The following is a 14,860-nucleotide window of genomic DNA, read 5'->3' on the forward strand; positions in this document are numbered from 1 at the left end:
GACGAAGGCGTAGTCATGGTCGAAGGCGAGGCGGCGAAGCCGGTTACCGCGCCGCCGCTCGATGTCGCCTTGTCTCCTTTGCGCGCCCGCCCCGGCAAGCCCATGCCGCGCGAGCGGACCGCGCTGGCGATCTGGTTTTGGGAGATCGACCGAGTGCTGCTCGGGCTGATCGTTGTGCTGATCGCGATCGGGCTGGTGGCGGTCGCGGCGGCCTCGCCCGTGGCGGCGGCCAAGCTGTCGACCCATTCGGCCTCGCTCTCGCCCCTCTATTTCTTCTATCGCCAGCTCATGTGGATCGGCCTTGGTCTGCCGCTGATGATCGTGATTTCCATGCTCCCGCGCACCCAGGCCCGCCGTTTGGCGGTCGGTCTGGCGGCGCTGTTCGCGGTGATGCTCGTGCTGGTGCCGATCATCGGGACGAGCGTGAACGGTGCCTCGCGCTGGCTGGGCAGCGGCGCCTTCCGCTTCCAGCCCTCGGAGTTTCTCAAGCCCTTCTTCGTCGTCGCCATTGCCTGGCTGCTGTCGCTGCGCGCGCGTGATCCCTCGCTGCCGGTAATCCCGCTGACGGGCATGTTGACCGGCATCGTCGCCCTCCTGCTCATGCGGCAACCGGACTTTGGCCAGACGGTCATTTTCGTGGCCTGCTGGGGCGCGCTGCTGCTGGTGGGCGGTGCCTCGATCAAGCTCCTCTCGGGCTTTGCGTGCGGCGGCCTCGGCCTTTTCGTACTGACCTATCTCTTCTACGACAATGGCCGCGAGCGCATTGATTCCTTCCTTAACCCGGTCGTCGATCCGGCGGCGGGGCCGGATCAGGTGCAGCTGGCTTATGCGACCATCACGCGCGGCGGCCTGACCGGCGTTGGTCCCGGCGGCGGCACCGCCAAGTTCAATCTGCCCGAGGCGCACACCGACTACATCTTCTCGGTGATCGGCGAGGAGTTCGGCTTGATCGCCTGCATCGCCATCGCGCTCGTCTATCTTGCCATCATCGTGCGGGTCCTGCTGCGGCTGCTGGATGAGGAAGATCCATTCATCGTCATGGCAACCTCCGGCCTTGTCTTCGTGATGGGCGTGCAGGCCGTCATCAACATGGGCGTGAACATTCACATCTTCCCCTCCAAGGGCATGACGCTGCCATTCATCAGCTATGGCGGCTCGTCGATGATTGCCTTGTGCTCGGGCATTGGCCTGCTGCTGGCCTTCACCCGGCGGAACCCGTATATGTCGCGCTCCCCCTACGTCGTCACATGGAGCGGGCGATGAGCCTTTTTCGGCATTATGTTCTGGCTGCCGGTGGCACCGGTGGGCACATGGTCCCCGCCCACGCCATCGCGCAGGAGCTTATGGCGCGGGGTCACCGCGTCGCCCTGATTACCGACGAGCGCGGCGCCAAGATTCCGGGCCTGTTCGAGGATGTGCAGACGCATGTGCTGCCGGCCGGCCGCATGTCCGGCGGTATTTCTGGTTGGATCAGGGGCTTCAAGGCCATTCTCGAAGGGCGCGCCATGGCCCGGCAGCTTTATTCGACCTTCGAGCCGGCCGCCGTGGTGGGCTTCGGCGGCTATCCGGCGCTGCCGGCGATGCTTGGCGCCTTTGCGGAAGGCATACCGGCGATCGTGCATGAGCAGAACGCGGTGCTCGGCCGCGTCAACCGGCTGGTCGCCCGCAAGGTCGCTGCGATCGCGACCGCTTATCCCGATGTGAAGCGTCTGGCCACACGCCATGTGGACAAGACCTATCTGGTCGGCAATCCGGTGCGGGAGTCCGTTCTGGCCCTGCGCGACGAGCCGTTCCCGGTCTTCTCAGATGAGAGCGTGCTGCGCCTGCTGGTCACTGGCGGCAGCCAGGGGGCATCGATCCTCTCGCAAGTGGTGCCGGCCGGGCTTGGCATGTTGCCGATCAGCCTGCGGCGGCGCTTGCAGGTCACCCAGCAATGCCGGCCCGAGGACATCGAGCAGGTCCGCGCGCTCTATGCGGAGATGGAAATTCCCGCCGATCTGGCGACCTATATCGAGGATATGCCGACCAAGCTCGCCTGGTCGCACCTCGTGATCGGGCGCGCCGGCGCCTCGACCATTGCCGAACTTACCGCCGCGGGGCGCCCCGCCATCCTCATACCTTTGCCGAGTGCCATGGATAACCACCAAGCCTACAATGTCCTCGAGATGGTGAATGCGGGCGGGGCCCGCGCGATCGACCAGAGCAAGTTCACGCCCGCCGAACTGGCGCGCCAGATGCAGAAGCTGGCAATGGAACCGGGCGCGCTCCAGAACGCCGCCAAGCGCGCGCATCGTTGCGGTCGCCCGGATGCGGTGAAGGACATGTGCGATCTCATCGAGAGCTTCGGCCCCGCGCCGCAGACCATCGACACCGTGCGGGCCGCAGAAGCGCCGCGCATGGCCGGCCTCGCGGGAGCGGGCGCATGAAGGGCGTCGGCACGGATATCGGCACGATCCATTTCATCGGTATCGGCGGCATCGGCATGTCCGGCATCGCTGAGGTGATGCACAATATGGGTTACAGCGTGCAGGGCAGCGACATGTCGGAAGGCTATGTCATCCAGCATCTGCGCGATCTCGGCATCAATGTGATGATCGGCCACAAGGCCGAGAATCTGGGCGATGCCGCCGTGGTGGTGACCTCCACCGCGATCAAGCGCGGCAACCCGGAAGTGGAACTGGCGCTGGAGAACCGCGTGCCGGTCATCCGCCGCGCCGAGATGCTGGCCGAACTGATGCGGCTCAAATCCACCGTCGCGGTGGCGGGCACGCACGGCAAGACGACGACGACCTCGATGATCGCCGCGCTGCTCGATGCCGGCGGCATCGACCCCACCGTCATCAATGGCGGCATCATCAACAGCTATGGCTCCAACGCGCGCCTCGGCAACAGCGACTGGATGGTGGTCGAGGCCGATGAGAGCGATGGCAGCTTCCTGCGGCTGGACGGCACCTATGCCGTCGTCACCAACATCGATCCCGAGCATCTCGATCATTATGGCTCGTTCGATGCGGTGAAGGACGCGTTCGTCGAGTTTGTCGAGAATGTGCCCTTCTACGGCGCGGCCATGCTCTGCCTGGATCACCCGGAAGTGCAGGCGATCCTGCCGCGCGTGCAGGATCGGCGGATCGTGACCTATGGCTTCTCCGCACAGGCCGACCTGCGCGGCGAGAATGTCCGGCCCGTTCCAGGCGGCAATATGTTCGATGTGCAGATCCGCGAGCGTGATGGCTCGACGCGACGCATTGCCGACATCACCATGCCGATGCCGGGCCGGCACAATGTGCTGAATGCCATGGCCTCCATTGGCGTCGCCCTGCAGATGGGCATTGAGGATGCGACCATCCAGACCGGCTTCGCCAGCTTCGGCGGCGTCAAGCGGCGCTTCACCAAGGTGGGCGAGATCGAGACGGGCGGCGGCAAGGCCGTCGTCATCGATGATTATGGCCACCACCCGGTCGAAATCCGCGCGGTTCTCGCGGCGGCCCGCGAGGGTGCGCGGGGCCGGGTGATCGCCGTGGTGCAGCCCCACCGCTTCACGCGGCTGCGCGATCTGATGGACGAGTTCCAGCAATCCTTCAACGATGCCGACATGGTCTATGTCTCGCCCGTCTACCCGGCTGGCGAGCAGCCCATCGAGGGCGTGGATGCCGATGCGCTGGTCGCCGGCCTCAAGCGTCGCGGCCATCGCGCGGCGCAGACCATCGGCGATGCCGATGCGCTCGCCGCGGCCCTCGCCGCGGATCTGAAGGCCGATGACATGATCGTCTGCCTCGGCGCGGGCGACATCACCAAATGGGCGGCTGGTCTGGCGCCGGCCATCGCGGCATCGGGCGAGGGGCGCGGCTGATGTGGGAGCTGATGCGCATCGGCCTGGAGATGCAGGAGCGCATGATCGAGGTGCATGGCAAGAGCCTCGACATGGCGCGCGAGATGATCGACGCCGTCGAGAGCCATGCCGCCATGGGGCCGAAGGGCATGGGGCAGGCGGCGCTCGACATGGGTGAAGCCATGAACCGTGCCGGCAAGGCGCAGGCCGATCTGATCGGGCGTTGGTCCAGCTGGTGGAGCGGTCGCTCCTGATGCATCCCGCCGCTTCCGTGAACGTCGATCGACAGCTGAGCCCGGACGGTATTGCCGTGCGGGGCAAGCTGACGCGCGGTGCGCCGCTCGCGCCGTTGGTGTGGTTCAAGGCAGGCGGTGCGGCGGATTGGCTGTTCGAGCCGGCGGATGCGGATGACCTCGCGCAATTCCTCTCGGCGCTGGATCTCTCGGTGCCGGTGATGGCGCTGGGCCTTGGGTCTAACATGATCGTTCGCGATGGCGGCGTGCCCGGCGTGGTGGTTCGGCTCGGCAAAGCCTTCGCGCGCGTAGACCAGAGCGCGCCGCAGACGCTGCGGTGCGGCGGGGGCGCGTCTGGCATTCTGGTCTCCTCCACCGCACGCGATGCGGGCATTGGCGGGCTTGAGTTCCTCCGCTCCATTCCGGGCACGGTCGGCGGCTTCGTGCGCATGAATGGCGGCGCTTATGGACGCGAGGTGAAGGACATTCTGGTCGAGGCCGAGGTCATCCTGCGATCCGGCGAGCAGATTGTTCTGCCGCTGGATGCGCTCGGCTTCACCTATCGGCATTCGACGCTGCCCGAGGGTGCAGTGGTGATCGCGGCGACATTCCGTGGCGTTCCGGCTGAGCCGGCCGCCATTCAGGCGGAAATGGACCGGATCGCGACCGCGCGGGAAGAATCGCAGCCGCTGCGCAGCAAGACGGGCGGATCGACCTTCAAGAATCCGCCGGGCGAAAAGGCCTGGGCGCTGGTCGACCGGGCCGGCTGCCGGGGCCTCAGCCTCGGTGGCGCGCAAGTGAGCGAGAAGCACACCAATTTCCTCATCAACACCGGCGGCGCGACCAGCGCGGACATCGAGTCCCTTGGCGAAGAGGTACGCCGGCGCGTGCAGGCAGAGAGTGGCATAACCCTGGAATGGGAGATTCAGCGCGTGGGGCGTTCGGCGCAGGAGCAGGGACAATGAGCATCAAGCGTCTCAAGGTCGCCGTGCTCATGGGTGGCTGGGCCGCAGAGCGGCATGTCTCGCTGTCGAGCGCGAAAGGCATCATCCAGGCGCTGGAAGAGCGCGGCCATGAGGTCGTGCCCATCGATCTGGGCGCGACCCGGGCGGAGGGCCGCGATTTTCCGGCCAAGCTCATCGCGGCCAATCCCGACATCGTGTTCAATGCCCTGCATGGCGTGCCGGGCGAAGACGGCACCGTGCAGGGGCTGATGGACATCATGGGGTTCGCCTACACCCATAGCGGTCTGGCAACCTCGGTCATCGCCATCGACAAGCAGCTCACCAAGCAGCATCTCGTGCCCCATGGCATCCCGATGCCCGGCGGCCATATCGTCGAATGCGAGAGCCTGTTCGCAGGCGATCCCCTGCCGCGCCCCTATGTGCTCAAGCCGGTCAATGAAGGCTCGTCGGTCGGCGTCGCCATCGTCACGGAAGAGGGCAATTACGGCAACCCGATCGCGCGCGATGCGGTGGGGCCGTGGCAGGATTTCGACCAACTGCTGGCCGAGCCGTTCATTCGCGGCCGTGAGCTGACCGTCGCCGTGCTCGGCGACCGGGCGCTTGCGGTGACGGAGCTGCGCCCCAAAAGCGGCTTCTACGATTATGACGCGAAATATACCGATGGCCTGACTGACCATATCTGCCCGGCGCCCGTTCCGGCCGAGATGGCCGCCGCGATGATGGACATCGCGCTGCGGGCGCATCGTCTGCTGGGCTGCAAGGGCACATCGCGCTCGGACTTCCGCTGGGATGACGAGCGCGGGCTCGATGGCCTGTATCTGCTGGAAGTGAATACGCAGCCCGGCATGACGGCGTTGAGCCTGGTGCCGGAGCAGGCGAAATATTTGGGCATGAGCTACGGCGAACTCGTAGAGAGTATCATCGCCGAGGCTCTGGCGGACCGTGGAGGGAAGCAATGAACAGCGCGACGATCAAGCGCGGATCGGCGAGCGGCGCGCGGAGCGGCCGGGCCGGCCGCAAGCCGCGGCGGGCGAGGAGCAATCTGGACAAGCTGCTCGACTATGTTCCGCTCAGTCCGGCGCAGATCAATCGGTTGATGACCTGGGGGATCGGCCTGGTCCTTTTCATCCTGCTGTGGGTCACCGCCAGCTTCATGGGCTTGCCGGCGATGCTGCGCGCCGAGGTGAACGATTTGGCCGGGCGCGCGGGCTTTGCCGTCGCCAAGATCGAGGTGCGCGGGCTCGAGCGCATGGACGAGATGCAGGTCTCCGACATCGCCGTGAAATATGTCGAGCGCTCGATGCTGGCAGTCGATCTCGACAATCTGCGCAACGAGGTCATGCGGCTGGGCTGGGTGAAGGAGGCGCGGATTTCCCGCCGCCTGCCCGATGCGCTGATCGTCGATGTGGTCGAGCGGCAACCGGCTGCGGTCTGGCAGAATGGCGGGCAATTGATGCTGGTGGACGCCGCCGGCGTCGCGCTCGGCCCGGTTGAGGCCAATGCCTTGCCCGATCTGCCCCTGGTGGTGGGGCCGGATGCCAACAAGCGGACCAAGGCGCTGGCCGAACTGATGAACGCCGCGCCGGCCCTCAAGCCGATGCTCGCCGGCGCGACTTGGGTTGGCGGCCGCCGCTGGGATCTGCGCTTTCAGTCGGGTGAGCAACTGATGCTCCCCGAGGGCGATGCCGACGCGGCTGCTGCACTGGTCAACTTCGCGCGCATGGATGGCGTGGACCGGCTGCTCGGGCGCGGGGTGCTGCGGTTCGACATGCGCGATCCCGCGCGGTTCGTGCTGCGCCTGCCGCCGGGCAAGAAAGAGGATGAAGCGCCGGCGGTAACGTCGGCGAAGGATTCGGCTGTCGTGACGTCCGGCGAGAAGGATCGATCGACGACCTCTGCATCGGGTGGGGAGGGCTAAGCATGGCGGCGCGCAATGATGGGCTGATTACCGCGATCGACATCGGCACCTGGAAGGTGTCGGCGCTAATCGCGCGCAAGCAGGAGGACGGCACGCTGGCGGTGCTGGGCACCGGTCAGCGCGAGAGCCGGGGCGTGCGCCGGGGCTTTGTGGTCGACATGGAGCGGACCGAACTGGCCGTGCGCGAGACGGTCGAGCAGGCCGAGAAGGTCGCCGGCACCAATATCGAGAAGGTCATTCTGAGCTTCTCCGGCGGCAGCATCGAGAGCAAGGTCGAGCCGGTCGAGATCAATGTCGGCGGTCGGCGGATCGAGCAGGCCGATATCGAGAGCCTGTACGATCAGGCGCGTGAGCGGATCGATCCGGGCGGCCGGGTCATCCTGCAGGCGCAGCCGACGCTCTACACCATCGACGGGATGCGCGGCGTCGCGCGGCCGATGGGGCTTCATGCCGATCAGCTCGGCGTCGATATTCATGTGGTGCTGGCGGATAGCGCGCCGTTGCGGAACCTCGAGACGAGCGTGCGCGGCGCCTATCTCGATGTGCAGAGCATCATCGCCGCGCCGGTCGCCACGGCTGCGGCCTGCCTCTCCGACGAAGAGCGCGATCTTGGCGTTGCCTTGGTCGAGCTCGGCGCGGGCGTCACCAATGTCTCGCTGCACATTGGCGGCATGCTGGTGGGCTTCAAATCCATCCCTATCGGTGCGGCGGACGTGACGGACGATATCGCCTCCGCCTTCGGCATTCGCCGCAGTCAGGCCGAGCGGATGAAGTGCTTTTACGGCTCGGCCATGCAGTCGCGCCGGGATTTTCGTGAGATCATCGAGATCGCGCCCGCCGCCAGCAGCGCCGAGCAGACCGAAGCGCGCCGCGTGACTCGCGCCGAACTGGTCGGGGTGATTTGCGAGCGGCTGAACCGGCTGATGGCGGAGGTCAACAAGGCACTGGGCGAGATGGGCTTCCACTCGCCGGTCGGGCGCCAGGTCGTGCTGACTGGCGGCGGCGCGGAGCTCAAGGGCATGGCGGATTACGCGCAGACCGCGCTCGGGCGCGCCGTGCGGATCGGCCGGCCCAAGCTGCTCGATGCCATGCCCGAGGCGCATCGTGGCCCGGCTTTCGCAACGCTGGCCGGCCTCGCGCTCTATGCATCGAAGGAGCGGCAGGATCTGCTGCAGCGGCCTTTGCGTGAGCAGCGCGTCCACACGACGCGCGGCGGAGCGGTCGTCCAGCGGCTGATCGCGGCGCTGCGCGCCGGCTATTAGGGTCAGGCCGCAACATATTGTGGATGAGCGGTTAAAAAGAACGTGAATTGGCGGCTCATCTGGTGCATGAATCCCGACAAGGTGACGGTGCGGTTTGCACCCGGAGGAGATAGTTGATGAGCATTGAAATCGGTCCGCCCCATGTGGACGAGCTGAAGCCGCGGATTACCGTTATTGGCGTCGGCGGGGCGGGCGGAAATGCGATTGCCAACATGATTGGCGCATCCGTGGATGGGGTCGACTTCATTGTCGCCAACACCGATGCTCAAGCGCTCAATGCCTCGCCTGCCGAACGCCGCATCCAGCTTGGCCCGCGCATTACCGAGGGTCTCGGCGCCGGTTCGCGCCCCGACATCGGCCGCGCCGCCGCAGAAGAAACCATTGCGGAAGTGCAGGAGGCGCTTGAGGGCGTCCACATGTGCTTCATCGCGGCCGGCATGGGCGGCGGCACCGGCACTGGCGCAGCGCCGGTCATCGCCAAGGCGGCGCGTGAAAAGGGCATCCTCACGGTCGGCGTGGTCACCAAGCCGTTTACCTTTGAAGGCTCGCGCCGGATGCGCTCGGCAGACTCGGGCATCGAGGAGCTGCAGAAGCACGTCGATACGCTGATCGTCATTCCGAACCAGAATCTGTTCCTGATCGCGAACCCGAACACGACCTTCAAGGAAGCGTTCGAGATGGCCGACGAAGTGCTCCAGCAGGGCGTGCGCGGCATCACCGATCTCATGGTCATGCCCGGCCTCATCAACCTCGACTTTGCCGACGTCCGCTCCGTGATGGAAGAGATGGGCAAGGCGATGATGGGCACCGGCGAGGCCGAAGGCGACGGTCGTGCGCTCGAAGCCGCCGAGAAGGCCATTGCCAATCCGCTGCTCGATGGCGTCTCGATGCGCGGCGCCAAGGGCGTCATCGTCTCCATCGTGGGTGGCGAAGACATGCGCCTGATGGAAGTCGACGAGGCAGCCAACCACATCCGCGAGCTGGTCGATCCCGATGCGAACATCATCTGGGGTTCGGCATTTAACGAGCAGTTGAACGGCAAGATCCGCGTCTCCGTCGTCGCGACGGGTATCGATAATGAAGCGAGCGCCGCGGCGCAGGCCCGCAGCCAGCCGTTCAAGCTCGGCGATGTGGGTGTCGCCGCCGCGCCGCGTCAGGCCGCACCTGCCGTGTCGGCGCCGGCCAATCTCGTCCGCCCGGAGGCTGCCCCCGCGCCGCGTTATGAGGACGGGTTGGACCTTGGCGGCGTCGCACCTGCGCGAAACGAGTCGTTCGCCCCGGCTCCGGCCCCGACCAGCGAGGCACCTGCCAGCTTCCAAGCGCCCAAGCCGGAAGAGCCCAAGCCGGCACCGCGCTTTGCCGCATCGACCTTCGATGACATCACCGGTGAGGACGAGCTGGTGCTCGACAACAGCGTCTCGCCCGAGCCGCCGCTTCGGGTAGAGCCGCCGCAGCCCGCCGAGGAGCCGGCCAGCAAGGGTACGAGCGGCGGCACGCTGTTCGAGCGCATGTCGCAGCTGGCCCGTGGGCAGGCTCGGCAGGGCAATGCCGAGGAAAGCGAGAGCGAGCGGGATCGCACCGAATTCGAGGTGCCACGCTTCCTCAATCGCCAGAACAACCAGTAAAACTGTGCACGGCGGGACGCGACCCGTCCCGCCGGACAGAAGAGGTGTATCCGTGAAGTCGACCAGCTGCATTCTGGCCCTTTCTCTGGCCATCGCAGCGCCTGTGTTCGCGCAAAGCGGCGGGATGGTTCAGGCCACGCCACCAGCCGAGGCGGTAGCCGCGCTCAACCGCCATCTCGCCTCGCTGTCCCGTAATCCTCAGGATGTGAATGCCCTGTTGGGCGCCGGCCAGGCCGCGCTCGATCTGGGGGACATTCAGGCGGCCAATGGCTTCTTCACGCGCGCCAATATGGTCGATGGGCGCAACGGCCGCGCCCGGCTGGGTCTGGCGGTCGTGCAGATTGCCCTCAAGCAGCCCGCCGATGCCGCCGCGAACTTCGATGCCGCCTCGGCCTTGGGCGTCAGCGCCCAAGCGCATCTCCCCGAGCGCGCGCTGGCTTACGATCTCACCGGGCAGCAGGCCAAGGCGCAGCAGGATTATCGCGCCGTCCTGCAGGCCAATCCCAATGATAACACCGCGCGGCTCAATTATGCGGTCTCGCTGGGCGTCTCCGGCAATCTCGCGGAAGCCGAGCAGCAGCTCAAGCCCGCCCTGACCAGCGGCGACCGTGAGGCGTGGCGTATCCGGGCCTTCGTCCTGGCGATGAACGGCCAGATGGCCGAGGCGCGCTCCATTGCGCAGACGACGCTGCCGAAGGGCCTTGCCGACGCGCTCGAACCCTATCTGCAACGCCTGCCCCTGCTGACGGCGAGCCAGAAGGTCTCCGCGGTCCATTATGGCGAGTATCCGGCGGATGTCCTCCGCTTGGCTGCACCCGAGCCGGCGCGGAACCGCGATACGCAGGTTGCCGCTACCACCGAGCGCGAGCGGGGCGGCCGGCGTCAGACGGCGGCAGAACGACGGGCCGCGCAGCAGGCCGCGCGCCGCGCGTCGCAGGCTCAGGCTCAGCAAACAGCATCCGCTGCGGCAGCGGCCCAGCCGCTTCCACCGCCGCCACCGCCTGCACCGACAGCATCCCCACCGCCGCAACAGCCGGTGCAGACCGCCGCGCGCGCCCCCGCGCCGCAGCCGACGCGCCCGGCTCCATCATCCGCTCCCGCCACACAGCCGGCCAGTCGCGTAACCAATCCTGCGCCGACGACCGTCGCTGCCGTGGCGCCGGCGGCACCCAGCACGCCGGCCCCGGTGGCGTCTGCGCCGACACCGGCACCCGCACCTACGCCAGTGCCGCAGCCGGTGCGCTCGCTTGGCGACACGCTGAAGGCGCTCGAAGTGCCGGAAGGCGAGCGCCGACAGGTCGCCGTCGCGGATCTGAGCGCCGTCGCGCGGATTCAGGAGCAGCGCCGGGTCGCGGCAGCCGCGCAGCAGGCCAAGGCCAAGGCGGATGCCGAGGCGCGCGCCAAGGCGGAGGCTGAACGCAAGGCCGAGGCTGAGCGCAAGGCCAAGCTGGCGGCAAACCCGTCGCGCAATTGGGTACAATTGGCGGCAGGCCGTGATCCGGCTGCCCTGGCCTTCGATCTGCGCCGTTTGCGCCGGACCTATGGCGATACGATTGCCGGGCAGGATGGCTGGACGGCCACCTGGGGCGAGACGCGCCGCCTGCTGATCGGCCCCTTCCGTCGCCCCGAGGATGCGCGGGCGGTGGTCACCGAATTGCGCAAGGCGGGTGGCGATGCGTTCTTCTGGCAAAGCGAAGCCGGCGAGGAAGTCAGCAAGATCGGCACGCAGTGAGCGTGCTCGCCCCCTATGCCTGTGACCCGGCGCGCAGCCGGGGTCGTCAACATGCCGAGCCGGGTGGCGAGGCGCGCGGACCACGCGACATTTTCCAGCGCGACCGCGACCGGATCATTCACTCGATCAGCTTTCGTCGCCTGCGCCACAAGACGCAGGTGTTCGTCGCACCCGATGGCGACCATTATCGCGTCCGCCTGACGCACAGCCTTGAGGTCGCGCAGATCGGGCGGACGATTGCACGAGTGCTGGGCCTCAATGAGGATCTGACCGAGGCGCTGTGCCTCGCTCATGATATCGGCCATCCCCCGTTTGGCCATGCCGGGGAGGATGCGCTGGAAGAGGCGCTGGCCGGGCAGGGCGGCTTCGATCACAACGCCCATTGCCTGCGCACGCTCGCCTTGCTGGAAAATGCCTATCCCCGCTTCCCCGGCCTCAATCTGAGTTGGGAGATGATGGAAGGGCTGGCCAAGCATAACGGCCCGGTGCTGGCCCCCAACTGGGCGATGCAGCAGATCGATGCCGCCTTTCCGCTGGAGCTCGAAAGCTGGCCGTCGCTGGAAGCGCAGGTCGCGGCGCTTGCCGACGATATCGCCTATGACAATCATGATATTGACGATGGCCTGCGCGCCGGCATTCTGACGCTTGAGCAACTTCTGGAAGCGCCGTTCGTCCGCCGCTGCTGGGAGCAGGTCACCGCGCGCTATCCCGATCTGCCGGCCGAGCAGCTGTTGCGGGAACTGATCCGCGACCAGATTGGCATCATGGTCAACGATCTCATCATGACCACGCGCGAAAACCTGCGCCTGCACGGGTTGGAGCGAGCTGACGTCTCAGCCGTGCGGAGCGCGGGGCAGGCCATGGTCGCCTTCTCGGATGCGATGCGGGAGGACGAGCGCCAGCTCAAGCGCTTCATGTACGCCAATCTCTATCACCATCCGACCCAGCTTGCCGCCGCCGGGCGGGCGCGGGTGATCGTCACCGATCTGTTTCGCGCCTATTCGGCCGATCCTGCGCTGATGGGGACAGCCTGGGATGCCAGTTGCGGCGCCGCCGAGCCCGAGCGCAGCCGCCATATCGCGGACTATATCGCGGGCATGACCGATCGCTTCGCCGAGCGCGCGCATCAGGAGATTTTCGGGGTCTCCTAAGCGAGGACAGAGTTCGTGAGGGCGTTGTCCACTATCGATTTGGTCAGAGTGCGCGACCAGCGGCTCATGTGGGGGGAAGCCGACTTCGCCACCCTCCACAGTTCGTGCTGAGTAGGGTCTGAGTAGGGCCGCAGGCGCGTGGCGAAGACCCGTATCGAAGCATCTCAGTCATGGACTGCACCTTCGATACGCCGCTTCGACAGGCTCAGCAGCTACTCAGGACGAACGGAGGGCGGTCAGCAATGATGCCGTGTCTGAAAAGTCCGCTTGGGGGAAAAGGTGTAATAGCCGCGCTTCGCCCACGCCGCTTGATCACCCCGGAATGACCTGCCCCGCCTCCACCCGCAAATAGGTCGCCTGTTCCAGCCCGTTGAACAGATCGGCCTCCGTCCCGGTCATCCACACCTGCCCGCCGCTGGCGCGCAACCGCTCGAACAGGGCATGGCGGCGCGTCGGATCGAGATGGGCGGCCACCTCGTCCAGCAGGATGATGAGCGGTCGCCCGCTCTGTGTACCGACCAATTGGGCGTGGGCCAGCATGATGCTGAGCAGCAGCGCCTTTTGCTCCCCTGTCGAGCACAGCGCCGCATCCTGCTGCTTGGCTTCATGCGTGACCAGCAGATCGGCGCGATGCGGGCCGACAAGTGTCCGCCCCGCTGCCCGGTCTCCCGTCCGCGCCGAGCGCAGCCGAGCGGCAAGGGCGCCCTCCTCGAATGGCTCGCCGGTCAGCCTCAAGGTCGGCCGGGCGAAGAGATGCTGCGCGCTGCGGGCGATCTCTTCTTCCAGTTCGGCGATCAGCGCCCGCCGCGCGGCATCGATCACGGCGCCATGCTCCGCCATGCGGGCTTCCAGCGCGGCGAGCCAGTCCGGGTCGGCCGGCCCGTCTTCTCCCAGCAGGGCATTGCGCGCGCGCATCGCGGCCTCGTAGCGTGCGCTGTGATGGGCGTGCGATGGCGCCTGGGCCAGCACCAGCCGGTCCAGGAACCGGCGGCGTCCACCGGGGCTGTCCAGAAACAGGCGGTCCATCGCCGGCGTCAGCCAGCTCAGCGCCACGCGGGTCGAGAGCGCATTGGCCGGTGAGGCGCGCCCGTCGATCCGCACTTGCCGCTTGTCCGGCGCATCAGGGTCGGTGCCGGTCCCCAAGGCGGCATCGCCCAATCGCGCGGCGACCGCGAAGCCGCCCGGCCCGCTCTGCCGCGCCATGTCGCGCAGGGCCGCGCCGCGCAGGCCGCGCCCCGGCGCCAGCAGCGAAATCGCCTCGAGGATGTTGGTCTTCCCCGCGCCATTCTCGCCGGTCAGGACGATCATCGGCGCGGCGGGCACAATCAGGGCGTCGGCATGATTGCGGAAATTGGTGAGGGCAAGGCGGTCGATCGCCATGGCTGCTCGTAACCGGTGAGGGCTGGCACGCCAAGGCCTTCTATGGCAGATTGTGCGGATCGTGAGTCAGCAGACGGGAATGGGCATATGTTCGGCAAAGCATCGAAGACAGTCATGATTGCGATGCTGGGCAGCGCCTTGCTCGGCGGCGGCGCGCAGGCAGCGCTGCCGGTCGGCGCCAAGGCGCCGGATTTCGAGACGCGCGGTGCGCTGGCCGGCAAAGTGTTCAGCGTCAAGCTGTCCGATGCGCTGAAGAAAGGCCCGGTCGTGCTCTACTTCTTCCCCGCAGCCTTCACCAAGGGCTGTACGGCGGAAACCAAGGAATTTGCCGATCAGGCGGATGCGTTCAAGAAGGCCGGTGCGACGGTGATCGGCATGTCGGCCGACCCGGTCGACGTCCTGCAGCGTTTCTCCACAGAGGCGTGCGGCAGCAAGTTCGCGGTCGCCTCGGCCGGGCCGCGTCTCATCACCAATTACGACGTGGCGCTCAAGGCGGACAATCCGGCCTTTGCGGGCAAGACGGACCGCACCTCCTATGTCATCAGCCCGGCGGGCCGGATCGTCTATGTGCATAGCGCACTCGACTATCGCGACCATGTGAAGAACACGCTGGCCGCCGTGCAGTCCATGGCCAGCGATCACAAGCACTGATCATCCGCACCAGACCTGCCCGACGGCGCAGGGGTTTCCAGGGATTAGCCGGCAGGCCGGGCCGACGATGGCTTGCGCGGCTTGGTTCGCTGGCTCTTCTGGCGTTTCTGCTGA

At 66.8% G+C, this 14,860-nt stretch carries 13 protein-coding genes; 12 read left to right on the top strand and 1 reads right to left on the bottom strand.

From position 1 onward, the window contains the following. Positions 1-102 precede the first annotated feature (102 nt). The 11 genes from ftsW to M2337_RS06825 all read left to right on the top strand — a co-directional run bounded on the left by ftsW (position 103) and on the right by M2337_RS06825 (position 12,715). Entirely contained in the window at positions 103-1,263 is a 1,161-nt protein-coding gene (ftsW, locus tag M2337_RS06775) for a putative lipid II flippase FtsW (protein WP_264572369.1), read from the top strand. Beyond that, positions 1,260-2,426 (top strand): undecaprenyldiphospho-muramoylpentapeptide beta-N-acetylglucosaminyltransferase, encoded by a 1,167-nt coding sequence (gene murG / locus M2337_RS06780; RefSeq protein ID WP_264588590.1) that lies wholly within the window; start codon positions 1,260-1,262, stop codon positions 2,424-2,426. The genes ftsW and murG overlap by 4 nt, the downstream gene beginning before the upstream one ends. Then, a complete protein-coding gene (gene murC / locus M2337_RS06785; RefSeq protein ID WP_264569592.1) occupies positions 2,423-3,850 on the top strand; it encodes a UDP-N-acetylmuramate--L-alanine ligase in 1,428 nt (475 codons plus the stop codon). Before murG ends, murC begins: the two co-directional genes overlap by 4 nt. Further along, a complete protein-coding gene (locus tag M2337_RS06790; protein ID WP_181558866.1) occupies positions 3,850-4,083 on the top strand; it encodes a hypothetical protein in 234 nt (77 codons plus the stop codon). The genes murC and M2337_RS06790 overlap by 1 nt, the downstream gene beginning before the upstream one ends. Continuing rightward, on the top strand, positions 4,083-5,027 hold the full coding sequence (gene murB, locus M2337_RS06795) for a UDP-N-acetylmuramate dehydrogenase (RefSeq protein WP_264569593.1): 945 nt from the start codon (positions 4,083-4,085) through the stop codon (positions 5,025-5,027). The genes M2337_RS06790 and murB overlap by 1 nt, the downstream gene beginning before the upstream one ends. Next, complete coding sequence (locus M2337_RS06800; RefSeq protein ID WP_181558868.1) at positions 5,024-5,986, top strand: D-alanine--D-alanine ligase; 963 nt, start codon at positions 5,024-5,026, stop codon at positions 5,984-5,986. Before murB ends, M2337_RS06800 begins: the two co-directional genes overlap by 4 nt. Then, positions 5,983-6,945, top strand: a complete 963-nt coding sequence (locus M2337_RS06805) for a cell division protein FtsQ/DivIB (protein WP_264569594.1) — start codon at positions 5,983-5,985, stop codon at positions 6,943-6,945. The genes M2337_RS06800 and M2337_RS06805 overlap by 4 nt, the downstream gene beginning before the upstream one ends. Before the next feature lie 2 nt (positions 6,946-6,947). Continuing rightward, a complete protein-coding gene (gene ftsA, locus M2337_RS06810) occupies positions 6,948-8,207 on the top strand; it encodes a cell division protein FtsA (RefSeq protein ID WP_264569595.1) in 1,260 nt (419 codons plus the stop codon). A 116-nt stretch (positions 8,208-8,323) separates the two neighbouring features. Beyond that, entirely contained in the window at positions 8,324-9,832 is a 1,509-nt protein-coding gene (ftsZ, locus tag M2337_RS06815; protein WP_264569596.1) for a cell division protein FtsZ, read from the top strand. Positions 9,833-9,884: 52 nt separating this feature from the next. Continuing rightward, positions 9,885-11,564, top strand: a complete 1,680-nt coding sequence (locus M2337_RS06820) for an SPOR domain-containing protein (protein ID WP_264569597.1) — start codon at positions 9,885-9,887, stop codon at positions 11,562-11,564. Next, positions 11,561-12,715 (top strand): deoxyguanosinetriphosphate triphosphohydrolase, encoded by a 1,155-nt coding sequence (locus M2337_RS06825; RefSeq protein WP_264569598.1) that lies wholly within the window; start codon positions 11,561-11,563, stop codon positions 12,713-12,715. The genes M2337_RS06820 and M2337_RS06825 overlap by 4 nt, the downstream gene beginning before the upstream one ends. A gap of 312 nt (positions 12,716-13,027) precedes the next feature. Here M2337_RS06825 and recF read toward each other — a convergent pair whose 3' ends face one another. Next, complete coding sequence (recF, locus tag M2337_RS06830) at positions 13,028-14,095, bottom strand: DNA replication/repair protein RecF (protein ID WP_264569599.1); 1,068 nt, start codon at positions 14,093-14,095, stop codon at positions 13,028-13,030. An 87-nt stretch (positions 14,096-14,182) separates the two neighbouring features. On the opposite strand from recF, the gene M2337_RS06835 reads away from it, so the two are divergent. Then, positions 14,183-14,746, top strand: coding sequence for a peroxiredoxin (locus M2337_RS06835; protein ID WP_264569600.1), 564 nt, complete (start codon positions 14,183-14,185; stop codon positions 14,744-14,746). The last annotated feature ends 114 nt before the right edge of the window (positions 14,747-14,860 follow it).

The organism is Sphingobium sp. B2D3A (genome assembly GCF_025961795.1).
Classification (GTDB): Bacteria; Pseudomonadota; Alphaproteobacteria; order Sphingomonadales; family Sphingomonadaceae; genus Sphingobium.